We start from the raw sequence: 24,567 nt of genomic DNA, 5'->3' as shown, positions 1-24,567 counted from the left end.
AGTCATCGTTGGGAAGTGACTCGATATGTCAGTAACAAGACGGCAACTCCTCACCTGGGGAGGTCTAGGAGTTGTCGGGGCCGGTTTGGTAACCGTCCCTATTTCTACCGTGACCGCCAAATCGGCGAGCCAACTAAGTTCGAGGGATATGCCTCGGCCCTACAAGGCCGCTTTTACCAGACCGCCAAAGCTCAAGCCGGATTCCGTCAGCTACGAATCCGACGGCACGCCGGTCAACCACTACACGCTCGCAATGCGCCAAGCGCAAGCCCAGATCCTGCCGACCAAAAAAACCGGAATTCTCGGCTACAACGGAATATTTCCCGGTCCGACGATCGAGCTCGACCAGGGCACCAAGGCCGTGGTGCACATGCGCAACCGGATGCCGAAGAACCACCCGCTGTGGAACCACCACCTGTTGGCGGCATCGACGCACCTGCATGGTTCGGCGTCGCTGCCTCAGTATGACGGCTACGCCAGCGATGTCATCCAGCCAGGCTTTTGCAAGGACTACCACTACCCGAATTTCCAGCCTGCACGGACACTTTGGTACCACGACCACGGCGTGCATTTCACCGCACAGAATGTCTATTCCGGGCTGGCCGCGGTGTACGTGATGCATGATCAGGTGGAACGGGAATTGCTGCCGCAGGGCGACTTTGATGTGCCCCTGGTGGTCAGCGATGCGATGTTCGCAGCGAACGGTTCCCTCGCCTACGACGATCGGGAACATTCGGGTTTGTGGGGCGACATCATCTTGGTCAACGGGAAGCCATGGCCGGTGATGAAGGTACAGCCCCGGGTCTACCGTTTCCGGGTCCTGAACGCCTCCATTTCGCGGTCCTACCGGTTCGCCCTCAGCAGCGGCCAGCCCTTCCACATAGTCGGAACGGACGGCGGCCTCGTGCCGGCGACCCAGTCTGTCAAGAATTTCCGCCAGGGCATGGCCGAGCGGTATGAGGTCCTGATCGACTTCAGCAAATATACGCCCGGGACCCGGGTGGAGCTGAAGAATCTTTCCAACGACAACAACCGCGATTACGACCACACCAACAAGGTGATGAGGTTCGACGTCGTTGCTGCCGCCCCCGATATGAAATCGGATCCGAAGTGGAACCATATTCCCACCAAGCTGGTGGACAGTGAAGTCATGTCCCTGACCGACGACGACGCAGACGAAAAGCGCCGTTTCCGGTTGGAGAAGGACGGTGTGGTGGAACCATGGACCTTCAACGGAGTCACGTGGGAAGACGTCATCGCCAGCAATTTCAAACTTGCCAGCGCAGATCCGGCCCTCAATTCCGTGGAAGTGTGGGAGATCGAGAACAAGTCCGGCGGGTGGTTCCATCCCGTGCACATCCACCTGGTCGACTTCCGGGTCCTCAGCCGCAATGGCAAGGCACCTTTTGCCTGGGAGCGCGGGCCCAAGGACGTGGTCTACGTCGGCGAGAACGAAAAAGTGGACCTCGTCATGAGGTTCGGACCGCATGAGGGCCGCTACATGGTCCACTGCCACAACCTGCCGCACGAGGACCACTCCATGATGTTCCAGTTTCGGGTGGGGCTGGGCGAAGACGATCCGGATCCCTGCGATCCCATGACTGCGGCGCCGGCGGAACTCGACACTGACCCGGACTAACCGGTCATGCCTACCGGCGCGGCACAGCGTCCCTCCGTTTCCAGTCCCCGGAAACGGAGGGGCCGGGCAGGCCTTGTCCTGCTGGGCCTGGCCAGCCTTTTGGCCATCCGGATCTGGGTGATGGAGCCCGCCGTCGTTGATTCGGACAGTATGGAACCCACGCTGCATCCGGGCAGCTTGGTGTTTGTCTTCAAAGCGGCACCCCAGCTGTCCGGGATCCACCCCGGTGATGTCGTGGTCTTCCAGTCACCCCAGGACAACTCGATGATGATCAAGCGGGTGGTGGCGGTGGGAAACCAGACCGTCGAGGTTCGGGACGCCGTGCTGTACGTCGACGGCTTCGCTCCGGATGAGCCGTTTGTGGACCACGAGAGTATTGACGGCACTCATTTCTCCTTGCGGCGCATACCTCCGGGCGAGGTGTTCGTCATGGGAGACAACCGCGAGCGCTCCATCGATTCCCGCGATTTCGGTACGCTACCGCTTTCCTCCCTCCAGGGTCTGGTGCTCGGAGCGGGCAGGTAGGAGCTAAACCGGACGTCCGTTCCTCCGGTGTGCCCGCCGGCTCGCCCCGGCGGACAGGTCCTTCGTCGCGCGATTCAACGTTCGACGGCGGCAAGAATGACCGCGCCAAGCACGGCAGGCTTCGTGAACTGCGGCCAGTGCCCCGTGGGCAGGTCCATGTACCCTACGTCGCGGATCCGCGCCAGTTCTGCCACATAGGGGTGGCCGGACTCTATCCAATCGGTCAGCACCGACGACGGGAACTCGCATGCGATGACCGTGACTGGGACGTCGAAGCGCCGTTCGTCGGTCAGGTGCTGTTGGTCGTAAGCCACACCGCGCGGCTGCGGAATGGCACGCGCCCGGAAAGCCGCTCGAAGTCCATCATCCAGGTCCACCAGGTCGGCCTCCTCAAAGGCGTCCCACGGCGGCAGCGGAATCTCATCGCCCTCCGCCGGCAACGCATCGTTGATGACGCCACCCTCCGCCAGTGGACCGCTGTCCACATAAACCGCCCGGGCCACCCGCTCCGGCCGCGCGTCGACGGCACCGTGGATGATGGCACCACCTCCGGAGTGGCCGACAAGCACTACCGGCCCGTCCATCCCATCGACCGCCGCTACAACGGCGTCGATATGGTCCCGCAGCCCGATGCCGGCCCGCGATGCGTTCACGGACTCCAGCCCTGGCAGCGTGAGCGGGTGGACGGTGTGACCTGCCGCGACCAGCGCCGGCGTGACCTCCGACCATGAGGAAGCGTCGAGCCAGAATCCGGGCACAAGGATGATATCCATGCCCGTACCCTACGCGGGCCCACTCGCAAATGGTACGTATCGGTTCCAACCTGCCGCCTCGAGCCCGCAGAAAAGAGCCGCAATCAGGGCGGTGGATACCCGATCTTTTCGCGGCTGCCGGATCTAGACTTTAAGCCGAACCGCAACCGCGCCGGTCCGGTGGACGAGAGGAATAGACATGCCGCTCTATCTTTCAAAGTTCAGCTACACGCCGGAGACCTGGGCCAGGTTGATCAGCAAACCGGAGGACCGGCGCCAGGCCGCGCAGGCGTACATCGAGGCGGTTGGCGGCAAGCTCCACGGCTTCTGGTACGCCTTCGGTTCCTATGACGGATACACGCTCTGGGAAGCACCGGACAACGTTTCCATGGCCGCCGTGGCGCTCGCCATCACCGGAGGCGGCGCGCTGAGCACCTTGGAAACAACCGTGCTGATGACGGTCGACGACACGATGCAGGCGCTGCGGCACGCCGACCAGGTCCGCTACCGCGCTCCCGGCACCTGACTCCAAGAAAACGTACGACGGCGGGACTTTCGGCCCGATTTTTCCCAGCCAAGGCTTCCCCAAGGTTATTTCCAGCTTGCCTTCAGCTTCCGCTCCTATCTTAGGGAACCTCCTTTCGGATTTGCGTTCGGAGGTCATCCATCCTCCCCGCAAGGGTTCCGGGGTTATCCCACTGGGACGGGGCAGCCGGAAGGGGAAAGTCGCAGCTAAGGGCGCTTAGCCCAGCGGGAACGTGTGCCCGGAGACGAGGAGGTCTTCGTGCCTCGATCCCGTATCTATCTATGCAATTGGGGCAGAACTATGAACAACAACATCTTGAAAGCCGTGACCGCCGCGCTAGCAGCCAGTGCACTCCTAGCGATGGGAGCCGGACCTGCGTCGGCCGCACGGAGCAGTTATGGAGCGCAGGTTTACAAAGATTCCGGCTCTGTCTACGAGTACAACATGGTGCAGACTTCGCGCTCGAAGCTGATCGTCCAGTACAACGAGCACAGCGGATCCGGCAAGGATTCGTCCTGGAAGAGCTCCAGCCACGGCCATGAACTCATGGACGACGAGGGAACCAAAGAAACGCACTTTAAATACTCGTACTCCGACAGCAGCGGTTCCAAGTCCGATTACTCGTTCCACGCTTCCAAGGGAAAGACCCAGGAACGTTCCCGGTCCAGGGGCGGCCGCTAAGCAGCCCGCAGGCTGCACATTGGCAGCCCCTCCGCAATCTTGCGGAAGGGGCTGCCAACGGTTCCCGTGGCCGTACTATGTCTGCGGCTTCACAGCAGCGCCTCTCCGGCTTCCAGCGGCTCGGTGAAATCGCAGGTACCGGGATGGCGTTCCGGCAGCAGGCAGGTCCGGCCGGTCGGAAGGTGGAGGTTGGCACAGCGGCCGGCCCGCCCGACATCCTCGCGGACATGTGGGTTGGCCAGGTCGGGCCGTTCCTGCCCTACGTTGTGCGGTTGCGGAGCGGTGGGATCTCGTTCTTGGGCGTTCATCTCTACCAACCGATCTTCGTAGTGGACGGTTTGTGCGGATTCCAGCCATAGCGGCACTGCTTCCAGTCTGGCGTCGCCAGGTTAACCTCGGGTGTCGTCCGGATTGTCTTTCGATGACGGACGAGCCCGAAGAATCTAAGACTTGAGTCACCATCGCTCAATTTTTTCAGGTCGGCGGAATAATTCTCAGACACCAGCGTTAACATGAGTCGAAGGTACTCAAGTTCCTGAGGAGGATACATGCCATTGTTCTTCGGACCCGCAACATCAGGCAGCGGCTCATTCGACGAATTCCTGGCCCGCTACCTGCAGGGCCAGCGGGCCGCACAGGCCCGGCGCCCCATCGACATCACCCGGCTGCTGAGCCGCCGCTCGCACGAGCTGCTCGGCCACGCGGCCCGCTTCGCCACCGACCACGGCCATTCCGAGGTCGACGCGCTGCACATCCTGCGCGTCACAGTCGAACAGGAGCCAAGCGCCAGCCACCTCAAGCAGGCAGGCGCCGAGCCAGCCGCCATCGCCAAGGCTGCCGAGGAGCGCCTGCCCGAGGAGTCGGACGAAAAGCCGGACACTCCGCCGTCGCTCACCCAGTCGGCCCAGCGTGTGCTGCTCGACGCCCACCAGGTAGCCCGCTCCTTCGGGTCCACCTACATCGATCCCGAACACCTCTTTATCGCGTTCGTCCTTAACACAGAGTCGCCCGCGGGACAGGTGCTGGCTGCGGCCGGCGTCACGCCGCAGTCGCTGCAGGAAGGTGCCCGGGAAGCCCAGTCCAACGGCGCCGGCAACCGGCAGGGCTCAACCGCGGCCACCGAAAATTCGGACACCCCGATGCTGGACCAGTTCGGTACGGACCTGACCGCCTTGGCGCGTGAGAACAAGCTGGATCCGGTGATCGGCCGGTCGGAGGAAATCGAGCAGACCATCGAGATCCTGGCCCGGCGTACCAAGAACAACCCGGTGCTGATCGGCGAAGCCGGCGTGGGCAAGACCGCTATCGCTGAAGGCCTGGCGCAGGCGATCGTGGCGGGCGATGTCCCCCAGCAGCTGCGCGGCAAGCGCGTGGTCTCCCTCGATCTGCCCGGCATGCTCGCGGGAACCCGCTACCGCGGCGACTTCGAGGAGCGGCTGACCAAGACGATGGACGAGATCAGCGACAACAGCCAGAGCATGATCGTGTTCATCGACGAGCTGCATACCGTGGTCGGCGCGGGCGGCTCGGGCGAGGGCGGCATGGACGCCGGCAACATCCTCAAGCCGCGGCTGGCCCGGGGCGAACTGCACCTGGTCGGCGCCACCACGCTCGGCGAGTACCGCAAGATCGAGAAGGATCCGGCGCTGGAACGCCGCTTCCAGCCGGTCACGGTCGGCGAGCCGAGCATCGAGGACGCGGTCCGGATCCTCGCGGGGCTGAAGGACCGCTACGAGGAGCACCACGGCGTCACCTACACCGACGAGGCCATCCGCGCCGCCGTCGAAATGTCCGCCCGGTACATCACGGACCGCTTCCTGCCGGACAAGGCGATCGATCTGATCGACCAGGCCGGCGCCCGGCTGAGCCTGCAGCGCGGTCCGCGCGTCGACGTCGCGGCACTGCGCGAACAGGCCGCCACCTTGGAGGCCTCCAAGAACGCCGCGGTGGCCGAGGAGCACTATGAGGAAGCCTCCCGCCTGCGCGACGAGATCGAGGCGCTGAACCAGCAGATCGCCGCCGCGGAGGGAACCCAGGACGGCCACAGCGCAACGGAACCTAACGACGGCGGGGCGAGCGCCGGCGTCGTACGCTCACCGTCCGTGGTGGGTGAGGCCGAGATCGCCGCGATCATCGCCCGCGCCACCGGCATTCCGACCGCCCGGCTGACCGAGGGCGATCGCGCGCGCCTCGCCCGGCTCGAGGAGGACCTGCACCAGCGGGTCATCGGGCAGGAGGACGCGGTGGCCGCCATCGCCAAATCCGTGCGCCGGAACCGCACCGGCATGGGTGACGAGGGCCGGCCCGTGGGCAGCTTCCTGTTCCTCGGCCCCACCGGCGTGGGCAAAACCGAGCTCGCCAAGGCGTTGGCCGAGTCCCTGTTCGGCGACGAGAAGGCCATGGCGCGCTTCGACATGAGCGAGTTCGGCGAGCGCCACACCGTCAGCCGCCTGGTCGGTGCTCCCCCGGGCTACGTGGGCTACGACGAGGCGGGCCAGCTGACCGAACGCGTGCGGCGTCAGCCGTACTCGGTGGTGCTGCTCGACGAGATCGAGAAGGCCCACCCGGACGTGTTCAACCTGCTGCTCCAGGTGCTCGACGACGGCCGCCTCACCGACAGCCAGGGCCGCACGGTGGATTTCCGCAACACCGTGGTCATCATGACCTCCAACCTCGGCTCGGAATTCCTGGCCAGCAAGGGCGGCGCCCTGGGCTTCACCGCGAACAACGACGGCGACGGCTTCGGTTCCGAACCGGAGCTGCGCGCCCGGGTGATGGGCCGGCTGCGCGAGAGCATGCGGCCGGAGTTCATCAACCGGATCGACGAGATCGTGCTGTTCCGCAAGCTCAACCAGGAGCAGCTGCGCGAGATTGTCCGCCTGCAGCTGGGCAAGACCGAGGCCCGGCTCCAAGCCCAGGGCATCGGCGTGGCGGTCAGCGAGGACGCCGTGGCGTGGATCGCCGAGGCCGGCTACGAGCCGGAGTACGGCGCCCGCCCGCTGCGCCGCGTCATCCAGCGCGAGCTCGATGACCGGATCGCGGACCTGCTGGTCACCGAGGCACTGCACGACGGCGGACGAGTCACCGTGAGCGTTGACGGCGGGCAGCTGCGGGTTTCCGCAGGTGTGGAAGCACCGCTGGCCGCGTAAGGTCTGCGGCACCGGCTGCCTGATCGGCTAGGGAGCCATAAAAGAGCCGGCCCGGGAAGAGTTGCATCTTCCCGGGCCGGCTCTTTGTCTAATCTGACCAGCAGCTACCTATGCCGACGTGTTCTTACCCTTTTCGTCCAGGTCCTTGAGCCGTGCGTGCCGCAGAGCCTCGAACTCCCGGTCCTTCCTCAATTCCATGACCAAGCATGTTCCGAGGAGTGCCACGATGACGGTGAAGGGCAATGCTGAGAGCATCGCCGCCTGTTGCAGGGCCGTTAGGCCGCCGACCAGCAGCAGGAGAACGGCGCAGGCTCCGGTCAGTCCGCCCCATAGCCCGAGAACCGGCTTGCTTGGCTCCAGGCTTCCCTTCGAGGAGAGCATGCTCAGGACAAACGTATTCGCATCGGCGCCCGAGATAAAGAAGAGGGCAACCAGGACAACCGTGACCACGGCCGTGAGCTGGACCAGCGGCAGGTTCTCCAGCATTGCAAAGAATGCGGAATTAATGTTCTCAGTTGTCGCCGCACCGATACCTGCGCCGTTCATGTCCATCTGAATGGCGGAGCCGCCGAAGATGGTGAACCAAGCGAAGAAGACCAAGCTGGGCACACCGAGCACGCCTGCCACGAACTGGCGGATGGTGCGGCCGCGGGAAATCTTCGCCAGGAAGACTCCGACGAAAGCGCCCCAGCTGAGCCACCAGGCCATCATGAAGTAGGTCCACCACTGCATCCACTGGAGATCGTCCGGAGTGCTGGGCGTTATCAGGCTGACCTGCAGGAAGTCGCTGAAGTACTGCCCCACCGAGCGGAAAAACAGGTTGGAAATGAAGTTGGTGGGGCCCGCGATGAAGACATAGACCGCCAATGCCAGCGACAGCGTCATAGTGATCTGGCTGATGTACTTAATGCCTCGGTTCACGCCGGAGAGTGCCGATAGGGTGAACAGGACAGTCACCACTGCAATAATCAGAATCTGGGTGACGAGGCCGGATGAGACCCCAAAGACACGCCCCAGGCCCTCAGCGATCTGCGAAGCGCCCAGCCCCAGCGAAGTCGTGGTGCCAAAGAGAGTGGCAATGATGGCGAAAACGTCAATCATCTTGCCAAACCAACCGTCCACCAGCTTGCCGAAGATCGGACGCAGCATTGGGGAGACCAAGCCAGGACGCTTCTTGCGGTGCGTCGAGTACCCGATCGCCAGGCCGAAAATTCCGAAGACCGCCCAGGCATGCGGACCCCAATCGAAGAAGCTGAACTGCATGGCCCGGACTGCGGCTTCCATCGTTTCGGGCTGCGCCAGAGCATGCGGCGGCGCCATGAAATGGGAAATGGGTTCCGCTACACCGTAGCTGATGAGGCCGATCCCCATCACAGCCGACAGGATCATGGCCAGCCACGCCCACGTACTGTATTCGGGCCGGTCACTATCGGAACCGAGTCGGATTCCACCAAAGCGGCTGAAGCCGAGGTAGAGCATGAGACCAATGCACAGCAGGGTCACCACCAGGTAGCTCCATCCTACGGAGGCTGCTACCCAGTTCATGCTGGCCGTCATGACGTCGCCCAAGCCCTGAGGCGACACCGAAGACCACAAGACAAAGGCCGCGATCAGTGCGATGGACGACCAGAAAACGGCACCAAGACGCCGTGATTCGGTCCCTTCCGGCTTGTCCGGCAGGCTGTCGTGAGGCATGTCATCCGCCGTCGGACGGGTGATTTGTTGAACCATGAGTGGTCTCCGATTCTCAGGAGTAGGGCGTCGCGTAGACGTCAGAGCTGGGACAGGCCTTCGCTGTCGAAGAAGCGGCCTGCCTGATAAACCATCGGCGATGTCTCGCTCACTTCTGCGTGGCGGACGCGGCAAATAAAGATGGTGTGGGTCTTCGCTTGGAAGCGTTCCCGGATCTCGGCTTCAAGTGCCGCGGAAGATCCGTCGATCAACGGTGATCCGCTGGGGCCTGCGTGCCAGTCCAGATCCGCAAATTTATCCGCCGATTTTGAGGCGAAAGTGGAAACGGTGTCCTTTTGCTGGTTGCTGAGGATGTTGATGCCCAGGTGGCTGGAGGCGAACAAGGCGGGGTAGGTGGAGGATGTTTTCTGGATGCAGACCATGACCAGCGGCGGTTCCAGCGAAACGGATGCGTAAGCGTTGACGGCCAGACCCTTCGGAACGCCGTTTTCGCTGGTCGTGACTACGGTAACGCCGGTGACGAACTGGCGGTTGAAGGTCTTCATGATTTCGAGGTCCGGCTCACCCGCGAGGGAATCAACGACGACGGCGGGGTCTGCCGGCGCCATCGCGTCGCCCAAATGGCGGATGCCGAGGGAGGCGAGGAGCTCGCTGCTGTCCCAGGTAACGGTTTCCTGCTTGATCCGGCCGTTTTCCATGGTCAGGAAATTGGAGCCACGCGTCTGCACCTGGCGTCCCGTGGGCGGAACACCCATGAACGGAGCCCTATGCGTCCCTGTCGACGTCCAGAAAATCGCGGCGGTCTCACCGTTCACGACTACAGCATCGACCGAAGTCACCAGATCCGGGAATCCTTCCCGGATCGCGAGGATTTCATTTTGGTGCTGGCTGAGGTTGGAGGCCTTGCCGCTGCCCTTGCTGACCCTGACGTAGTCCGGAGTGACTAGCGCCTCAAGCGCTTCCACCTCTCCCTGGTCCCAAGCGGCTTCCCACGCGTTCGCTACTGCGTTCTCAAAAGTCTGTTGCATGGCAGATAGAGTAATCTGCATCACGTCGAACGGTCAACAGGGAAATCGAGAATCTTCAAAAGTCCCGAAAATACGGGGTTTCTCTTCAGTAACCGCCTCTCATACTTGACGACGTGATGCATGCAACATAATCTCTCATGTATGCAACAGACGATCGTGAATCAGCCGGGCAGAAATGGCGCCCTTCAGGGAGAGCCTCTGCTCGACAAGGTGCGCACCCTTATCCTCGGCGGCGACTATCCACCCGGGGCCCCAGTGTCCGAGGTCTTCCTCGCGCAGGAATTCGATGTCAGCCGCACTCCCATCCGCGAGGCGTTGAAGCAGCTGCAGCATGAAGGCCTGGTGGAGATCCGCCCGAAGGTAGGCACCTTCGTCCGTGAACCCACGCGACGCGAGATTGTCGAACTGTTCCAACTCAAGGAAAGCTTCGAAGGACTCGCAGCAGGCCTGCTGGCCCGCAGGGGCAAAGTACGGGAGATCTCCATCCTTGAGCGCAACGTGGAGGAGTCCGACGAAGCCGCGGCCGAGCAGGATGTCGAACGCTACGCCGAGCTGGTCCACGAGTTCCACCACACGATCATCACTGGTGCCGACAACAGCAAACTTGCCGAGCACTACGAGCGGCTGATGAACCAGCTGGCCTACCACCGACTGGTACTGCGCACGGCTGGTCATCCCGGCCGTATCAGCGCCTCCACCTCCGAACACCGCACCGTGCTGGCCATGATCAAAGACAAAGACCATTTCGGCGCCGAAGCGGCCATGCGCAACCACGTTTATGCATCTTCCCGCGAAGTCCTCACGGACTCCCGCGACCGAACTGACTGAAGACTTCCTTAGCTAAACCATTTTTGAGCCATCCTGAAAGGACCAACCATGCGCTTTTCGATTTTCCACGGCCTCGGCGCCCCCGGCGATCTGGCCAACTACAACCAGCATATGAAGGACGCCCGCGAGTACGCGGTAGCCGCCGAGAAGTACGGCTTCTGGTCCACTTGGTACACGGAGCACCACTTCGGGCACGAGGGGCAGGAGCTGACTCCGAACCCGATCATGATGGGTGTCGACATTGCCGCCCGCACCTCGAAGATCCGCATCGGCCAGGCCGCCTCAATCGTCACCTTCTGGCACCCGCTGCGGCTTGCCGAGGATCTCGCCCTGCTGGACCAGCTCTCCGACGGCCGCCTCGAAGTAGGCGTGGGCCGGGGACTGTACGGCCGCGAAGCACTGAACCTGAACCCTGCGGCCGATCCGCGCGACCAGGAAAAGAACCGCGCGCTGTTCGCCGAAACCATGGAGATCCTGCAGAAGGCCTGGAACAACGAGTTCTTCAGCCACAAGGGCGAGTTCTACGAGTTCCCCGCTCCGGGCGTGAAGTGGAGCCATCCGCTCTCGCCGGCAACCCCGGACTTCACCGAAAACGGGGAGATCACGAAGATGGCAGTGGTTCCCCGCCCCCTGCAGCCCGAACTCCCGCTGTGGCAGGTCATCGATACGCCCCGCTCCATCATTAGCGCCGCCGAAACCGGCGTGCAGGGCATCTTCTGGCTGCCGCCGGTGTCCGCGCTCAAGGGCCGCTTCGAGCTGTACCGCGAACATGCCTCCAAGGCCCAGGGCCGCGAGGTTCCGCTCGGCGAGGGCATCGCCCTGGTCCGCGATGTCTACGTGGCGGACACAATGGAGCAGGCCCGCGAAGAGTTCGAGGAAGCGGTCCTGAACACCTACAAATGGATCACCCACTGGCGCGGCCTGTCGAACCTGATGGAAGAGGGCGAAGAGCTCACCGACGCGCACAAGCTGGACTTCGATCTCCTGATGGACCGCAACATGCTGGTCGGCACGCCCGAATTCGTCACCGAAAAGATCCACGAGCTGAAGCGCGAGGTCGGCCTTGAGCACATGATGCTCTGGACCACGCATCCCGGCCTGAAGCACGAGAAGGCAATGCGCAGCCTCGAGCTGTTCTCCGAGAAAGTGAAGCCCCACTTTGACTAGCATTGAGCAGCCCAGCCCCGACGCCGCCGCCGGCATCCGCAAGATCGTGTACTACCAGGAGGAGATCCTGGTAGAGAACGGTTCCATGCCGCCGGTGCCGGCCCTGCGGGCCACCGCAGCCGCCGTTATTGCCAACCCTTGGAAAGGCACCGCGCCGGACACCGATCTCGGACCCGAGGCCCAGCGGATCGCTCCGCACCTCGCCAAGGCTCTTACCGACCGTCTGATTGACGGGCTCGGCGGTGTCGAGGAGATCGAGGCCTTCGGCAAGGCCGCCATCGTCGGCACCGGAGGCGAGATCGAGCACGCCGGTGCACTCATCCACACTCCGTTCTTTGGCAACCTCGTCCGGGAGTACCTCGACGGCTCGTCCATCATCTGCTTTGCCGACGACCGGGCCGAAGCCGGGCAACCGCTGGTCGTGCCGATGTGGCACAAGACCCACGCGGCAACCCGCAGCCACTACCAGACCATAACCGCCCGGATTCCGGACGGGCCCCGGGCGGACGAGATCGTCGTCGTTGCCGCAGCCTCAACCGGACCGCGTCCGCACGCCCGAATCGGCGACCGTAAAACAGACCCTGCAGTAACTTCCCGCACCCTTGAAGGAGCCTCCGCATGAACGTCCGCAAGATCGTCACCCTGGTTGAAGAGACTCTCACCGAGGGCGGCCGGCCCGTCGAACCTAACGCCCGCGTCGTCGTCGTCGCCGCCATCATCGACAACCCCTGGCACGGACAGGGCTTCGTCGAAGACCTGACCGAAGGCATCGACGCGGTAGCCTCCGACATCGGCGAACTGCTCGCACCGCGCGTGGTCAAAACACTGGGCGGGAACGTCGAAGCCTACGGCAAGGCCGCGATTGTCGGCCTGGACGGCGAGATCGAGCATGGTTCGGCCCTGATCCACACGCTGAAGTTCGGCGACCACTTCCGCAACGCGGCCAACGCCACCACCCTGCTGCCGGCCGTGGAAAAGCGCGGACCGGCCGGAGTCACGTTCGACATCCCCCTCAAGCACATCACCGACGCGACCATCCGCTCGCACCACCAGAGCATTGAGGTCCGTCTGGCCGACGCACCGCACCCGGGCGAGATCGTCATTGCCCTCGCCGCCGCGTCCCAGGGCCGTCCGCAGCAGCGGTTGGCAGCCCTGTCAACGGAACAGTAGCCATGGACGCGAAACTGCCCATCGTCCTGCTCCACGGTGTGGGGCTGGACAGCACCATGTGGGACCAGTTCCGGGACGAAGTACGCCGGGCCAGCGATCGTGAGGTCCTTGCCCTGGATCTGCCCGGCCACGGCAGCCGGCCGCCGCTGGAACGGGAAGTTTCGCTTGGCGACCTGGCTAACGACGTCGGAAACCGGCTCCCAGCGCGAGCCCACCTGGTGGGGTTTTCGCTGGGGGCGCTGATCGCACAGCATCTGGCCCGGTTCCAGCCGGAGCGGGTGGCCACCCTCACCAGCGTCAGTTCGGTCTGCCTTCGGACACTCCAGGAGGCTGAGTCCGTGGATGCCCGGCTGCAGAATGCCGCCGCGGACTTCTCCGGGAGCGTGGAGGCGTCCATCGAGCGTTGGTTCCCGGCCGATGCCGGCACGGATCCGGCCACGGTGGCCGGTGTCCGCCGGACGCTGCTGGCCAACGATCCGAGCTCCTACCTGCACGCGTACCGTGTGTTTGCCACAGCAGACGCCGAAATCGGGGCCGAGCTTGGGGCCATCGCGGTACCGTCCCTGGCCGTGACCGGAGACCAGGACCCGGGCTCCACGCCGGAGATGACCAGGCGTTTAGGTGAGGCAATTCCGGGAGCACGCACCGCCGTCGTACCTAATACCCGGCACATGCTTCCCGTGCAGCGCCCGGCGGAACTGGCACGCATCATCATCGAGTTCATCGAAGAATCGAGTCGAGATATCCATGACTAGGCAATACGAGCACTTCATCAACGGCAAATGGGCCACCCCGGCCGAAGGCGCCTATTTCGAGAGCACCAACCCGGCCACCCTCGAGGTCCTCTACGCCGCCGCCCGCGGCAGCAAGGCCGATGTCGACACGGCCGTCCGCGCTGCCCGCGCCGCCTTCGAGAATCCGCTCTGGCGCGACCTGAGCCAGACCAAGCGCGGCCATCTCCTGCGCAAGCTGGGCGACCTCGTCGGCGAGCATGCCGAGGAACTGGCGCAGATGGAAACCGCGGACAACGGCAAACTGCTGCGTGAAATGCGCGGGCAGCTGGCAACGCTGCCCGAGTACCTGTACTACTACGCCGGGCTGGCGGACAAGGTGCAGGGCAGCCAGATTCCGACGATGAATCCCGCCGTCCTCAATTACACCCAGCGCGAGCCGCTCGGCGTGGTCGGCGCCATCACCCCCTGGAACTCCCCGTTGACCTTGACGACGTCGAAGCTTGCCCCCGCGCTGGCGGCCGGCAACACCGTGGTCATCAAGCCGTCCGAATACACGTCCCGTACCGTGCTGCGGCTGGCCGAGCTGACCGTCGAGGCCGGGTTCCCCGACGGCGTGGTCAATGTAGTGACCGGCCTCGGCGCCGAGGCCGGCGCCGCGCTGGTGGACCATCCGGAGATTGCCAAGATTTCCTTTACCGGTTCCACCGCCACCGGTTCCGCCATCGCGGCATCCGCGGCAGCCCGCTTCATCGGATGCACTCTGGAGCTCGGCGGCAAGAGCCCGAACATTGTGTTCGAAGACGCCAATATTTCGAATGCCGCCATGGGAGTGGTGGCCGGCATCTTCGCCGCTGCCGGTCAGACCTGCATTGCCGGCAGCCGCGTCTTCGCCCACCGGTCCGTCTACGACGAACTGCTGGAGAAAGTCTCCGCTCGGGCAAAGAGCATCGTGATCGGCGATCCGCGCGAAGACAGCACCGAGCTCGGTCCGCTGGCGTTCGCTGCCCAGCAGGAAAAGGTCGGCTCTTACGTTGAGTTGGGCGTCTCGGAAGGCGCCAAGGTACTGACCGGCGGCGGCCGGCCGGAGATCGACCTCCCCGGCTACTTCTACGCGCCGACTGTCTTGACCGACGTCGATAATTCCATGCGCGTGGTCCGCGAGGAGATCTTCGGACCGGTCGCGGCCATCATGCCCTTCGACTCTGAGGAAGAGGTCCTGCGCCTGGCCAATGACACCCAGTACGGCCTCGCCGCCGGCGTGTGGACGCAGAACCTGGCCAGGGCGCACCGGATGAGCCGCCGTCTGGAAGCCGGCACCGTCTGGGTCAACACCTACCGCGCCATGTCGCCGATGTCGCCCCGGCAGGGGTTCAAGAACAGCGGCGTGGGCATCGAGCACGGGCTGGAGTCCATGCACGAGTACACGCGGTTGAAGAGCGTCTGGATCAACACCGATGAGGGCCCAGTAGCGGACCCGTTCGTCATGCGTGCATAGGAGAAACGAATGCCACTGATTGATGTGTCCATTGCCGAGGGCCGTACGCCGGAGCAGCTTCGGGAACTGACCGCTGCCCTGCACCGGGCCGCGGAAGAATCCGTCGGCGCGCTTCCCGAGAACACCACGGTGATTATCCGTGAGGTTCCCACCACGCACTGGTCCAAGGGGAACCAGACCATCGCGGAACGGCAGCAGGCGGCGCTGGAACAGGAGCGGGCCTAATGTATGTGGAGGTCCGTTCAGCCGGGGAAGCTTCCGTGCAGGACGTTGAAAACCTCCGCGAGCTGGCTGTTCGTGCTCACGGCGTGGATGTGAATGGGATTTCTGCCGCGCTGCAGGCCAGCGGCCTGGGAACGGTGGAAGGCGACCACGCCTGGCTGGATGTGGAGGGGCTTCGCCGCAGCGGGCCTGCCGAATTGACCCAGTGGAGAGAGGGCTTCGACGGGATGATCTCGTATGCCGGGAAGCAAGGCTGGCTCAACGAAGACCGAACCAGGGTCCGCGCCCATCTTGAACACCTGGGGTAGTGGGCGTTCAGCTGCGGGTTTCCGCAGCCGTGGGAGCATCGATGTCCGCGTTGAGCCTGCAGCACCCGTTGCCTAAGCAGCCATTGAACCAAAAAGAGCCGGGCAGGAAGAGCGCCTTCTTACTGCCCGGCTCCCATTTAGTTTTTCGTAGGGATCATATTTCAGCGAACATGTGGCACTGTTCACGCGAGGTACACCAAGCTGCTCAATTTAGATCCGGGTAGAAGTGGGACTCCAGGTGAACGCGGGTCTCTCCTTCGCCATGAAGGCTGCTCGTCCAGCAGCCAAATCCTCGTTGTCTGGGAAATGTGACCACTCCGCATCCCAACGCTTTTCTACGTTTTCTTGACTCTCATCGGCTTGGATCAAGTGCTTCATTGTCACATTGGAGTATTGCGACCGTCGCGAGATGGTTCGCAAGAATGACATCGAAACTTCTTCAAATTCATGCGTAGCCACCAGATCGGTGATAAGTCCCCATGCAGCGGCCTTATCCGGGCCAATCTCCTCCGCACTGAACAGCAAGTACTTGGCTCGGTCTGCCCCCACCCGTCGGACGAGCCGTTCCAATCCGGCTCGGGGATAGAGGATCCCAAGCTTTGATGGCGTGATAGCGAGTCTGACGTCGTCGGCCGCCAGCAGGACGTCGCAAGCTGACGCAATCTGCCAGCCTCCGCCCATACAGATACCCTCGACCAAGGCCACAGTTGGTTTTCGGACGGAGCAGATTGCTGCGTCTGCTTCGCTCAAACGGTCGGTTCCTAGTGCCTCATCAGCCTTGTCAAACAATACGTGATCGAGCTGATCCAATGCCGCCCCAGCGGAGAAGTCGCCGTTTGCACCACGGAGGGCGATAACTTTGACTTGCGGATCGTCATCTAGTCTGCCCACGGCTTCCGTTAGACCAAGACACATCCCCTTTGTGAGGGCATTACGCCGTTTCGGATGGTTCAAAACTACGGTTGCAATGTCTCCTTCGACGGTGACGTCTACGGTCGCCCCGTCGTTTGCGGCTAAGGGTAACGCTTGCGCTGTCATTGATTCGCTCCCGCCGTTGCTGCCACTCGCGTCCCTGCTTGCACGGTCCCGCTGTTCTCTAGGTATTCAATCTGTTCAGGGCAGATGCCCATGGTCTCGAGGACGTCCCTCGTGTGCTCTCCGAGAGACGGCGGTGCCGTTCGAACTGAGACAGGAACACCATCCACGCTGAGCGGGCCGCGGAGTAGACGCAGCTCGGAACCGTCGCTTCGCTGAACCGATTGCACCATGTCTAGTGCCCGGGTTTGCTCGCAGTCCATCACCTGGGCGTAGTCATAGATAGGACCGCACGGAATTCCCGCTGCGCTCAGACCGTCGATCCACACGTCTGCCCCTTCCTGCCGCAGGACCTCCTCGATCAGTTCCGTCAGCTCCTGCCGATGGAGCGATCTGGTACGACCAGTGGAGAAGCGCGGGTCATCCGCCAGTTCTGTCCTACCGATGACACTGCAAAAGGACGACCAGTGGCGCTCGGTCGAAACTGCAATGATCACAGGTTCCGTCGCTGTCGGGAAGGCACCGTAAGGTGCGATGCTCGGATGATTGTTACCTTGGGGCGTCGGTGCGACGCCGAGGGAGAGCGCTGACTGGCCCTGAAATGCTGACAGGGCCAGAGCAGTCTCGAAAAGAGAAGTAGAAGCCTCACGGGATTGATTGCCTCGTTCCCTGCCAAGGAGCATAGAGACTACGGCGAAGGCAGCGGTCATACCCGAGGTAATGTCGACGATCGGCAGGCCGACCCTGTAAGTAGACCCATCCTCATCTCCTGTGACTGAGGTCAAGCCGGAGATTCCTTGGACAACCTGGTCGAGCCCCGGCCTGGTCATGAGCGGTCCCTTATTCCCATAGGCGTTGATAGACATGTGGATCAGGTCTGGATTGATTTGGCGCAGCACCTCAGGACCGAATCCCATCGCATCGAGCGTTCCGAGTTTGTAGTTCTCCACCAGCACGTCAGCATTCTCAAGCATTCGGGTCAGCAAAGCCTTCCCGTCAATCGTGTACAGATCAATGGCTACGGACTTCTTATTCCTATTAGCCGAGTCGAAGTACAAGCTATGCTCACCTTCAAATGGCGGCCATGCACGGGACGGATCTCCTCCTCGGGGGCTTTCCACTTTGATGATCTCGGCACCCATATCGGCCAACATCGTGGTGCAGTATGGTCCGGCGAGCGCGCGGCTCAAGTCGATAACAGTAATTCCCTGCAACGGCATTCTGACTCCTTGTTCAGCGTTCTAAAGCATTGTGGGCAGCACGAGTGTGCCGACAAGGGCGACCGGTCCGACGACAACCAGTGATAGTCCCCAACGCGTCAATACTTTGGTAATCCGAGGCCTTTCCTCTTCGTCCACCGTCGCGACTAGCGTCGCACCGACCGTGGAGAAGGGCGATACGTCCACAATCGACGAGCAGACGCCCAGCGCTGCGATGACAGCCCAACCAGCAATGTTGCCATCAGCAACCAACGGAATGGCCAGCGGAACGAGTGCTGCAAGCATGCCTGTAGTAGATGCAAAGGCCGAGACTAGCCCGCCAATAATGCATATGCAGAGTGCAGCGACCAAGGGGGCGCCGGCCTGGCTGGCGGCTTCGCCAAGCAAGTCCACGGCCCCGATCTCCTGAAGGACACCTACAAAGGTGATGATGCCGCCCACCATGAGTACCGTTGACCAATCAATCTTCGAGACGGCAGTCTTGCCCGTTTTCGGATCAACAAGCGTCATAACGGTCGCGAAGGCGAAGCAGAGAATGCCGATGTCCGGATCAAGGCCGATGATCGCCAGCAAAATGACGCTCACTACAAGACCTGCCATGCAAAGTACGGTAGTACGTTGCGCCCATGTGAACCGCTCAGGAGTAGTTTCGCCAACAGTGTCGTCGATGACTTGAACCTGTTGCGCTGCGCGTCGACTCCGCTCAGCAAAGCCCTCGCGCTCAAAAGGATGGCCGGGCAGCGGCGCCTTCCCTCGTAGATTCGGCAACCGGCTATCACCAAACTGTCCGGCGTGCCGGCGGCGTAGTAGGCCCAATCCACCGAACATCACGTAGGCGGCAAGCAGGAGAACCAGGTTCGCAACAAGCGCGATAGAAAAGAGGGTAAGCGGATTCAGATCGATTCCAACAGAATGTGCGGTTCCATAAGTCACTATTCCAAAGAGGCTCGTTGGGGCGAATCCCCCAGCACTCAGGCCGCAACCAATGGCCAACCCCATTAGCATGCGGTCTATGCCGTACTTCTTGGCCAGTGGCATTCCTATTGGGGTCATCACCAGGCCAGCCAGAGGAGATCCCATGGCGGCGATCCCCGCCGTCAAACCGAAAAACACCAGCGGAAGAAGCGCCGCGCGGTCACCTACACGAGAAATGGCAAACGTGATGATCCTATCCACGGTGCCGTTCGCTTGAGCAATTGCGAAAAAGTACGTCACTCCCACGAGAAGCACCAGGATAGACACGGGGAATCCGGCTATAACGTCGTCCATCTCCATTCCTGCCAGCCAGATCCCAACTCCGGCAGCGGAGGCGAACATAATGACGCCCAGGTGGACTTTGCGCACAGTGGCTAGCGCGAAGATAGCAACAAAGAGCGATAAGGCGACGATTGGCTCGAGCATAGGCCTTCTTCCCTTCTAAAGACATCGGTTCATCTAATGAACCGATGGTTCAAAAACTGGTGTTGCTGTAAGCTAGCCCACATTACGAGGGTCGTCAACGATTGGAGATTTTCTACTGCATGAGCACACAAAGCGTCGTGACCTCCATTCGCGTTATAGAGGCGATATCTGAATTGCAGCCTGTCGGCTTGTCGGAACTAGCCCGCCACCTCTCCCTTTCAAAGGCGACTGTCTTAAGGGTCCTGACGACGCTCGAAGAACTTGGTTGGGTCGCCCAGGGCGCGCCGCCGACTTCCACCTGGGCGACCACCTTTCATGCATACGCCGTCGTGGCCAGGAGCGGTATCGGCACAAATCTGCGCGACGTTGCCCTTGGCCCAATGAACCATCTCCAATTGGACACGACGGAGACAGTGCACCTCTGCGTGCCGGACGGGGAATCGCTAATCGTCATTGAGCGCCTAGACACGCCGCACGTGCTTCGTGCTTTCCTGGCACTCGGTACCCGGATTCCGCTGAACGCATCCGGCACTGGACTCGCATTCCTTGCTGCGTCCTCAGACTCGTTCGTCGAGGAATACCTTGAGGGCCCTCTAGAACAACGCACGGCTCGCACGCACACGGATCAAGAAAACCTCTGGGCCGAGCTGAGACAAATCAGAACGCGCGGCTACTCCATCAACGAAGGAGGTCTTAGCGATGGGATCACTTCATTGGGAGCGGCCATCGTTGACCCATTAGGAGCACCTGTCGGCAGTGTCTCCATCTCGGGTCCGAGCAACCGTATCGTCCCCGAAAAGTACGAAGAGTTTGGCGCGGCAGTTGCTGAGACCGCCAAAGTCATAGGCTCGCAACTAACTGCACACAATCGCTGACCTCGCACAGAACAACTGTGAAAATCGATAGCTACGAACCCACGCCGATACCGCGATGAATCTTAAATCTGACGTAGAACATCGCGCGCTTCCTCTTGAACCAGAGACCCGAGAAAGAGACGAGCATGCGCGATGATAAGGCCCTTGTGCTGGCCTTCAACGACGCTATCAACCGCCGGAACCTCGATGGTCTAGCCGCGCTAATGACGCCGGCCCACCGCTTCATTGATACCTCAGGTGCAGCGATCGAAGGCAAGGACGCCTGTGTCGACGCCTGGCGCCGTTTCTTCGCGGCATTTCCGGACTACCGCAACTTCTTTGACGAAGTGCGGGCCGTAGCGAACGGACGGGTGGAAGTGCTGGGCCGGTCCGAATGCAGCGTCCCGGAGTTGACTGGCCCGGCCCTGTGGCAGGTTTCCGTCCGGGGCGGCTTGATCGACGAGTGGCGCGTCACGGAGTTCCCAGGCGCCTAATCGTCTGGTCCGAGTACGACGCGCGCGGGCCGGCCGGGAAGAGTTGTATCTTCCCGGCCGGCCCGCGTACAGCTACTGGTTCTTAGGCCCGTACAGCTGCTGTTTCGCCGTCGTTCTGTGAGGAGGTGCTGGCTTCTGGGGCTGCTACCGCTGCCGGCCCGTCCAGCTGCTGGATATCCTGGCCTGAGCGGTCCTTCGCAGCAAGCAGAGCCACCAGGCTCATGCCGGAGAAGGCGATCCAGAGGCATGCCACCATCCAGAGGGAGCCGCCGCCGGCGACTACCAGCGCCGTCGCAATCAATGGTGTGAAACCGGCGCCCAGAGTGGAGGCCAGCTGGTAGCCGATGGAGGTGCCGGAATAGCGTACGGACGTCGGGAAGAGCTCGCCCACGAAAGCGCCGTACGGCCCGGAGGTGAAGCCCTGGACGGCTGACAGACCGAGGAAGATCGCGAGCATGAACGCTACGGTGGAGCCCATCTCCAGCAGGGACATGACGGGGAAGGCCAGCAGCATGGCGCCGATGTTGCCCCAAATCAGAACCTTGCGGCGGCCCAGCCGGTCGGAGAGCTTGGAGGCAATGATGATCATCACGATCGTGCTAACGCCGCCAAGGGCCTTGAGGTTCAGCACCTCTCCCGGTGCGAGCACGGCCTGCTGTACCGCGTAGGAAATGGCCCAGGCGCCCATCAGTCCCTGTGCCATCTGGCCCGAGAGCCCGGAGGCGACGGCGATCAGCAGCGACTTGGGGTGCTCGCGGAACAGCTCGGCTGCCGGAACGCGCTTCTTCTTCGCCTCGCTTTTTGCCGAGATCTCCTTGAAGACCCGGGACTCCGAGACGCGCATCCGGATGAAGATCGCCAGTCCCATCAGTACAGCTGAGAGAACGAAAGGCACTCGCCAGCCCCACTCCAGGAACTGTCCGTCCGGCAGGGTTGTCATCGCCGAGAGCATCAGTGTGCCGAGGATGGTGCCGGCAGGTGCGCCCATGTAGGCGAAGGCTGACGCGAATCCACGGGACTCCTTCTTCGCGTTCTCGAAGGCCAGCAGCATCGCCCCGCCCCATTCGCCACCAACGGCGATGCCCTGGAACAGGCGGAGGGCAACCAGCAGGATGGGAGCCCAGACGCCGATCTGTTCGCTCGTCGGCAGCAGGCCGATGAGCGTGGACGCGATGCCCATCATCAGGACAGTACCGACGAGGATTGCCTTGCGCCCCAGGAGATCACCAAGGTGGCCGAAAATAAATCCGCCTAGGGGACGGGCGATATAACCCACGGCGAGAGTGCCGAAGGAAACGAGGATTGCCAGATTCGGGTCCATACCGGCGAAGAACACCTGGTTGAACACAATGCCGGCGGCGGTTGCGTAGAGGATGAAGTCGTAATATTCGACGGCGGTGCCCAGGAAGCTGGAGAAGAGGATCCGGCGCATTTCGCGCGGGCCCGCGGTATAGCTTCCGCCGGGGACAACCGGGTTCTGCGGCTGAGTGGTCATGATGTGTCCTTAAATCTTTACCGTGCGGCAGCGCTGCCGGCCGTGACGGGTGTGGCAAGCACTTCGCTGTCGTGGCGGCCGAAAGGGATGACCTCTAGATCATCGGGGATGCTCAAGGTCCCGTTGTAGGTGGTGCGGGCCTCGGCCCAGGCCTCCGGTGGTGAATAACTCGGAACCAGATGGTGCAGCGCAAGGTGGCGCGCACCGGCGTCGTACGCAATTTGGCCGGCCTCCGCGGCCGTTGTGTGCGCCCGGCGGTGATGGTCCATGGTGGCCTGGAGCATCTCCGCGTCCGAGTACTGGCGGGCGAGAATTTCCAGATTGATTGCCTCGTGCAGCAGCAGGTCCGTGCCGCTGGCCAGGCGCACCATATTGGTGCAGGGGGCGGTGTCGCCCGAGATGGTCACGGAGCCGGCCTCGGTATCGAACCGGAAGGCAAAGGCAGGCGCCGTCGGGTGGTGCGAAACCAGGATGGCACTCACGGTAACGTTCGCGTCCCGGAACACCTCGAAGGGCTCCATCTCCGGGGCGACGTTGGTGTCCGGATCGAAGCCGGTGCCCGCGGGCAAGGCGATCTCCCGCGGCTCGAACTGCTCGATCGGGCTCTTGGCGAGCGAATCGAAAATCCGGTCGTTGCAGTCCGTGGCATACGCGCCAAGCAACCCCTCCACCAGCCCGGCGACGCCCGGCGTCGGCCGCAACGGCGCGACAGGCACCGGGACGGAGGTGGCACGGGGCGAAAGCGGCGGGAGCTTCCCCCGGTCCCCCGGCCCGACAATCGGGATGGCCCCCCGCGGAGAGTTCTTCAGTTCGAAGGCCCCGAAGAGCAGCAGCGAGGGCAGGTCCACTGTGTGGTCCGAGTGCATATGGGTAATGAAAATGCCGCCCAGATTCGCCATATCCAGGCCAGCCGCATTCGCCTGGCGGCCGGCCCCTTGGCCGCAGTCCACCAGGTACCAGATGTTATTGACGACGACGGCGGTGGCTATGCCGAAGCGCGGCGTGCCCTGGTGGTCCTTCCACCAGCGGGGTCCGCCGGCGGTACCGAGGGTGATCACGTAGGGGGCCTGATGCTGCACGGGGCCGGTCCTTTCCAAAGGGGCGAAAATGTTCCTTCTTCGAGGATGGTGCGCCGGATCACATTTGTCGAACTACAATAACTGAGCAGACCCACAAGGAGAGCTTATGAAGGAGATCACCCTCCGGCAGCTGGAGTACTTCGCAGCCGTCGCGGAGACGCAGTCTGTGACCGAGGCGGCCAAGCGCTGCAACGTTTCGCAGGCTGCCGTGAGCCTGGCGTTGGCCCAGCTGGAGGAGGCCGTCGGCGCCACGCTCGCCATTCGCCGCCGGGGCAAGGGCATGGCGCTCACCGTTGAAGGGCAGGCTGTGGCCACCCGTGCACGTCAGGTAGCTGAACAGATCGCCGATCTGGCCGCCGCCGTGGACCGGGTGCATGGCGAACTGTCCGGCAGGCTGGTGATCGGCGTGTTCCGGACATTGGCCATGCACGCCATCCCTCCTCTGGTGGACTGGTTCACGGCACGGCATCCGCAGGTGGAACTGGACTTTATCGAGGGCGCCGGGCCGGACATACAGGAGGCAATGCTGGCGGGTCGAGCCCAGCTGTGTGTGCTGTACGAAGCCCAGTTGATGCCTGACTGCTCGCCCGAGTTGCTCATGGAGGCGAAGCGGCAGGTGGTGTTCAGCCCCGATCATCCGCTGGCTGCCAAGGACAAGGTGAGCTTGGCAGAGTTGGCTCAGTATCCCGCGATAATGATCGACGAAGAGCCTGCCCTCCAGCGGACTATGGCGGAGTTCGCCAGGGCTGGGGTGGAACCATTAGTGCGGTGGCGCTCGGCCAGCGTCCAGGCCATCCATAACGTTGTGGGGCGCAACCTGGCCTATTCGCTGCTGATGCAACCGTCGCCGCTGAGCCCTGAAGGCCGCCCGCTGGTCTTCCGGCAGCTGGCCGGAGACGTTCCGAGCAACGCGGTGTTAGCAGCCTTGCCCGCGGGAGTTGTGCGGAGCGCGCTAGTCAATGAGGCGCTGGCGGCGTTGCACGCGCACTGGGAAAAGTGATCCAGCCCCTCGGTTGTCACAAATCGGAATCTGCCGGTGTCCTATGTGTACATCGCCAACAGCAAGGAGAGAA

General features: G+C 62.6%; 25 protein-coding genes. 16 read left to right on the top strand and 9 right to left on the bottom strand.

Annotated features, from left to right (window positions below; genetic code table 11):
• Window positions 1-148: 148 nt before the first annotated feature.
• Together AC20117_RS09730 and lepB are read left to right on the top strand one after the other, a co-directional pair.
• On the top strand, window positions 149-1,639 hold the full coding sequence (locus AC20117_RS09730) for a multicopper oxidase family protein (protein ID WP_236777492.1): 1,491 nt from the start codon (window positions 149-151) through the stop codon (window positions 1,637-1,639).
• A gap of 6 nt (window positions 1,640-1,645) precedes the next feature.
• Window positions 1,646-2,164, top strand: coding sequence for a signal peptidase I (gene lepB / locus AC20117_RS09725; RefSeq protein WP_074699897.1), 519 nt, complete (start codon window positions 1,646-1,648; stop codon window positions 2,162-2,164).
• 74 nt (window positions 2,165-2,238) lie between these two features.
• Here lepB and AC20117_RS09720 read toward each other — a convergent pair whose 3' ends face one another.
• Window positions 2,239-2,937, bottom strand: coding sequence for an alpha/beta fold hydrolase (locus AC20117_RS09720; RefSeq protein ID WP_074699898.1), 699 nt, complete (start codon window positions 2,935-2,937; stop codon window positions 2,239-2,241).
• A gap of 178 nt (window positions 2,938-3,115) precedes the next feature.
• On the opposite strand from AC20117_RS09720, the gene AC20117_RS09715 reads away from it, so the two are divergent.
• On the top strand, window positions 3,116-3,442 hold the full coding sequence (locus tag AC20117_RS09715) for a GYD domain-containing protein (RefSeq protein ID WP_074699899.1): 327 nt from the start codon (window positions 3,116-3,118) through the stop codon (window positions 3,440-3,442).
• A 300-nt stretch (window positions 3,443-3,742) separates the two neighbouring features.
• Window positions 3,743-4,123, top strand: coding sequence for a hypothetical protein (locus AC20117_RS09710; RefSeq protein WP_074699900.1), 381 nt, complete (start codon window positions 3,743-3,745; stop codon window positions 4,121-4,123).
• Window positions 4,124-4,212: 89 nt separating this feature from the next.
• On the opposite strand, the gene AC20117_RS09705 is transcribed toward AC20117_RS09710, so the two are convergent.
• On the bottom strand, window positions 4,213-4,488 hold the full coding sequence (locus tag AC20117_RS09705) for a hypothetical protein (RefSeq protein WP_236777491.1): 276 nt from the start codon (window positions 4,486-4,488) through the stop codon (window positions 4,213-4,215).
• Between the two features lie 183 nt (window positions 4,489-4,671).
• On the opposite strand from AC20117_RS09705, the gene AC20117_RS09700 reads away from it, so the two are divergent.
• A complete protein-coding gene (locus AC20117_RS09700) occupies window positions 4,672-7,272 on the top strand; it encodes an ATP-dependent Clp protease ATP-binding subunit (protein ID WP_074699901.1) in 2,601 nt (866 codons plus the stop codon).
• Between the two features lie 108 nt (window positions 7,273-7,380).
• Here the strand turns inward: AC20117_RS09700 and AC20117_RS09695 are convergent, their stop codons facing one another.
• Window positions 7,381-8,967, bottom strand: a complete 1,587-nt coding sequence (locus AC20117_RS09695) for a BCCT family transporter (protein ID WP_074703089.1) — start codon at window positions 8,965-8,967, stop codon at window positions 7,381-7,383.
• 77 nt (window positions 8,968-9,044) lie between these two features.
• Window positions 9,045-9,992 carry a flavin reductase gene (locus tag AC20117_RS09690; RefSeq protein ID WP_074699902.1) on the bottom strand — a complete coding sequence of 316 codons (948 nt, stop codon included), beginning with the start codon at window positions 9,990-9,992 and terminating at the stop codon, window positions 9,045-9,047.
• A gap of 141 nt (window positions 9,993-10,133) precedes the next feature.
• Here AC20117_RS09690 and AC20117_RS09685 point away from each other — a divergent pair, with 141 nt between their 5' ends.
• The 8 genes from AC20117_RS09685 to AC20117_RS09650 are packed head-to-tail and all read left to right on the top strand — an operon-like array spanning window position 10,134 to window position 15,916.
• Window positions 10,134-10,820, top strand: coding sequence for a GntR family transcriptional regulator (locus tag AC20117_RS09685; protein WP_074699903.1), 687 nt, complete (start codon window positions 10,134-10,136; stop codon window positions 10,818-10,820).
• A 48-nt stretch (window positions 10,821-10,868) separates the two neighbouring features.
• Entirely contained in the window at window positions 10,869-11,987 is a 1,119-nt protein-coding gene (locus tag AC20117_RS09680) for an LLM class flavin-dependent oxidoreductase (protein ID WP_074699904.1), read from the top strand.
• Window positions 11,980-12,609, top strand: a complete 630-nt coding sequence (locus AC20117_RS09675) for an amino acid synthesis family protein (protein WP_211482287.1) — start codon at window positions 11,980-11,982, stop codon at window positions 12,607-12,609. The genes AC20117_RS09680 and AC20117_RS09675 overlap by 8 nt, the downstream gene beginning before the upstream one ends.
• Window positions 12,606-13,157: an amino acid synthesis family protein gene (locus tag AC20117_RS09670; protein ID WP_074699905.1), complete on the top strand. Its 552-nt coding sequence runs from the start codon at window positions 12,606-12,608 to the stop codon at window positions 13,155-13,157. Before AC20117_RS09675 ends, AC20117_RS09670 begins: the two co-directional genes overlap by 4 nt.
• Window positions 13,158-13,159: 2 nt before the next feature.
• Window positions 13,160-13,912 (top strand): alpha/beta fold hydrolase, encoded by a 753-nt coding sequence (locus AC20117_RS09665; protein ID WP_074699906.1) that lies wholly within the window; start codon window positions 13,160-13,162, stop codon window positions 13,910-13,912.
• Window positions 13,905-15,386 (top strand): aldehyde dehydrogenase, encoded by a 1,482-nt coding sequence (locus AC20117_RS09660; RefSeq protein WP_170837943.1) that lies wholly within the window; start codon window positions 13,905-13,907, stop codon window positions 15,384-15,386. The genes AC20117_RS09665 and AC20117_RS09660 overlap by 8 nt, the downstream gene beginning before the upstream one ends.
• Window positions 15,387-15,395: 9 nt before the next feature.
• The gene (locus tag AC20117_RS09655; RefSeq protein ID WP_074699907.1) at window positions 15,396-15,611 is read left to right on the top strand and encodes a tautomerase family protein; all 216 of its coding nucleotides are present in this window, start codon (window positions 15,396-15,398) and stop codon (window positions 15,609-15,611) included.
• Between the two features lie 35 nt (window positions 15,612-15,646).
• Entirely contained in the window at window positions 15,647-15,916 is a 270-nt protein-coding gene (locus AC20117_RS09650) for a hypothetical protein (RefSeq protein WP_158300451.1), read from the top strand.
• A 210-nt stretch (window positions 15,917-16,126) separates the two neighbouring features.
• Here AC20117_RS09650 and AC20117_RS09645 read toward each other — a convergent pair whose 3' ends face one another.
• From AC20117_RS09645 to AC20117_RS09635, 3 genes are read right to left on the bottom strand one after another with little or no spacing between them, the layout of a single operon-like run.
• Window positions 16,127-16,954, bottom strand: coding sequence for an enoyl-CoA hydratase/isomerase family protein (locus tag AC20117_RS09645; RefSeq protein WP_074699909.1), 828 nt, complete (start codon window positions 16,952-16,954; stop codon window positions 16,127-16,129).
• Window positions 16,951-18,171 carry a CaiB/BaiF CoA transferase family protein gene (locus AC20117_RS09640; RefSeq protein WP_074699910.1) on the bottom strand — a complete coding sequence of 407 codons (1,221 nt, stop codon included), beginning with the start codon at window positions 18,169-18,171 and terminating at the stop codon, window positions 16,951-16,953. The genes AC20117_RS09645 and AC20117_RS09640 overlap by 4 nt, the downstream gene beginning before the upstream one ends.
• Before the next feature lie 21 nt (window positions 18,172-18,192).
• Window positions 18,193-19,572, bottom strand: coding sequence for an SLC13 family permease (locus AC20117_RS09635; RefSeq protein WP_074699911.1), 1,380 nt, complete (start codon window positions 19,570-19,572; stop codon window positions 18,193-18,195).
• Window positions 19,573-19,691: 119 nt separating this feature from the next.
• Here AC20117_RS09635 and AC20117_RS09630 point away from each other — a divergent pair, with 119 nt between their 5' ends.
• Window positions 19,692-20,447, top strand: a complete 756-nt coding sequence (locus AC20117_RS09630; protein ID WP_074699912.1) for an IclR family transcriptional regulator — start codon at window positions 19,692-19,694, stop codon at window positions 20,445-20,447.
• A 125-nt stretch (window positions 20,448-20,572) separates the two neighbouring features.
• Window positions 20,573-20,920: a YybH family protein gene (locus AC20117_RS09625; RefSeq protein WP_074699913.1), complete on the top strand. Its 348-nt coding sequence runs from the start codon at window positions 20,573-20,575 to the stop codon at window positions 20,918-20,920.
• A gap of 82 nt (window positions 20,921-21,002) precedes the next feature.
• On the opposite strand, the gene AC20117_RS09620 is transcribed toward AC20117_RS09625, so the two are convergent.
• Window positions 21,003-22,415, bottom strand: coding sequence for an MFS transporter (locus tag AC20117_RS09620; RefSeq protein ID WP_074699914.1), 1,413 nt, complete (start codon window positions 22,413-22,415; stop codon window positions 21,003-21,005).
• A 17-nt stretch (window positions 22,416-22,432) separates the two neighbouring features.
• The gene (locus tag AC20117_RS09615) at window positions 22,433-23,494 is read right to left on the bottom strand and encodes an MBL fold metallo-hydrolase (protein WP_074699915.1); all 1,062 of its coding nucleotides are present in this window, start codon (window positions 23,492-23,494) and stop codon (window positions 22,433-22,435) included.
• A 106-nt stretch (window positions 23,495-23,600) separates the two neighbouring features.
• On the opposite strand from AC20117_RS09615, the gene AC20117_RS09610 reads away from it, so the two are divergent.
• A complete protein-coding gene (locus tag AC20117_RS09610; RefSeq protein ID WP_074699916.1) occupies window positions 23,601-24,494 on the top strand; it encodes a LysR family transcriptional regulator in 894 nt (297 codons plus the stop codon).
• The last annotated feature ends 73 nt before the right edge of the window (window positions 24,495-24,567 follow it).

The organism is Arthrobacter crystallopoietes, from assembly GCF_002849715.1.
Taxonomy (GTDB): domain Bacteria; phylum Actinomycetota; class Actinomycetes; order Actinomycetales; family Micrococcaceae; genus Crystallibacter; species Crystallibacter crystallopoietes.
This window is presented reverse-complemented; position numbering and strand designations above follow the sequence as displayed.

Excerpts from the sequence above, each read along its gene's own strand:
- AC20117_RS09685 (WP_074699903.1), top strand. The coding sequence starts at position 10,134 with ATGCAACAGACGATCGTGAATCAGCCGGGCAGAAATGGCGCCCTTCAG.
- AC20117_RS09625 (WP_074699913.1), top strand. The coding sequence starts at position 20,573 with ATGCGCGATGATAAGGCCCTTGTGCTGGCCTTCAACGACGCTATCAAC.
- AC20117_RS09700 (WP_074699901.1), top strand. The coding sequence starts at position 4,672 with ATGCCATTGTTCTTCGGACCCGCAACATCAGGCAGCGGCTCATTCGAC.
- AC20117_RS09645 (WP_074699909.1), bottom strand. The coding sequence starts at position 16,954 with ATGACAGCGCAAGCGTTACCCTTAGCCGCAAACGACGGGGCGACCGTA.
- AC20117_RS09610 (WP_074699916.1), top strand. The coding sequence starts at position 23,601 with ATGAAGGAGATCACCCTCCGGCAGCTGGAGTACTTCGCAGCCGTCGCG.
- AC20117_RS09660 (WP_170837943.1), top strand. The coding sequence starts at position 13,905 with ATGACTAGGCAATACGAGCACTTCATCAACGGCAAATGGGCCACCCCG.
- AC20117_RS09690 (WP_074699902.1), bottom strand. The coding sequence starts at position 9,992 with ATGCAACAGACTTTTGAGAACGCAGTAGCGAACGCGTGGGAAGCCGCT.
- AC20117_RS09730 (WP_236777492.1), top strand. The coding sequence starts at position 149 with ATGCCTCGGCCCTACAAGGCCGCTTTTACCAGACCGCCAAAGCTCAAG.
- AC20117_RS09655 (WP_074699907.1), top strand. The coding sequence starts at position 15,396 with ATGCCACTGATTGATGTGTCCATTGCCGAGGGCCGTACGCCGGAGCAG.
- AC20117_RS09695 (WP_074703089.1), bottom strand. The coding sequence starts at position 8,967 with ATGCCTCACGACAGCCTGCCGGACAAGCCGGAAGGGACCGAATCACGG.
- AC20117_RS09720 (WP_074699898.1), bottom strand. The coding sequence starts at position 2,937 with ATGGATATCATCCTTGTGCCCGGATTCTGGCTCGACGCTTCCTCATGG.
- AC20117_RS09680 (WP_074699904.1), top strand. The coding sequence starts at position 10,869 with ATGCGCTTTTCGATTTTCCACGGCCTCGGCGCCCCCGGCGATCTGGCC.
- AC20117_RS09670 (WP_074699905.1), top strand. The coding sequence starts at position 12,606 with ATGAACGTCCGCAAGATCGTCACCCTGGTTGAAGAGACTCTCACCGAG.
- AC20117_RS09630 (WP_074699912.1), top strand. The coding sequence starts at position 19,692 with ATGAGCACACAAAGCGTCGTGACCTCCATTCGCGTTATAGAGGCGATA.
- AC20117_RS09710 (WP_074699900.1), top strand. The coding sequence starts at position 3,743 with ATGAACAACAACATCTTGAAAGCCGTGACCGCCGCGCTAGCAGCCAGT.
- lepB (WP_074699897.1), top strand. The coding sequence starts at position 1,646 with ATGCCTACCGGCGCGGCACAGCGTCCCTCCGTTTCCAGTCCCCGGAAA.
- AC20117_RS09715 (WP_074699899.1), top strand. The coding sequence starts at position 3,116 with ATGCCGCTCTATCTTTCAAAGTTCAGCTACACGCCGGAGACCTGGGCC.
- AC20117_RS09665 (WP_074699906.1), top strand. The coding sequence starts at position 13,160 with ATGGACGCGAAACTGCCCATCGTCCTGCTCCACGGTGTGGGGCTGGAC.
- AC20117_RS09620 (WP_074699914.1), bottom strand. The coding sequence starts at position 22,415 with ATGACCACTCAGCCGCAGAACCCGGTTGTCCCCGGCGGAAGCTATACC.
- AC20117_RS09640 (WP_074699910.1), bottom strand. The coding sequence starts at position 18,171 with ATGCCGTTGCAGGGAATTACTGTTATCGACTTGAGCCGCGCGCTCGCC.
- AC20117_RS09635 (WP_074699911.1), bottom strand. The coding sequence starts at position 19,572 with ATGCTCGAGCCAATCGTCGCCTTATCGCTCTTTGTTGCTATCTTCGCG.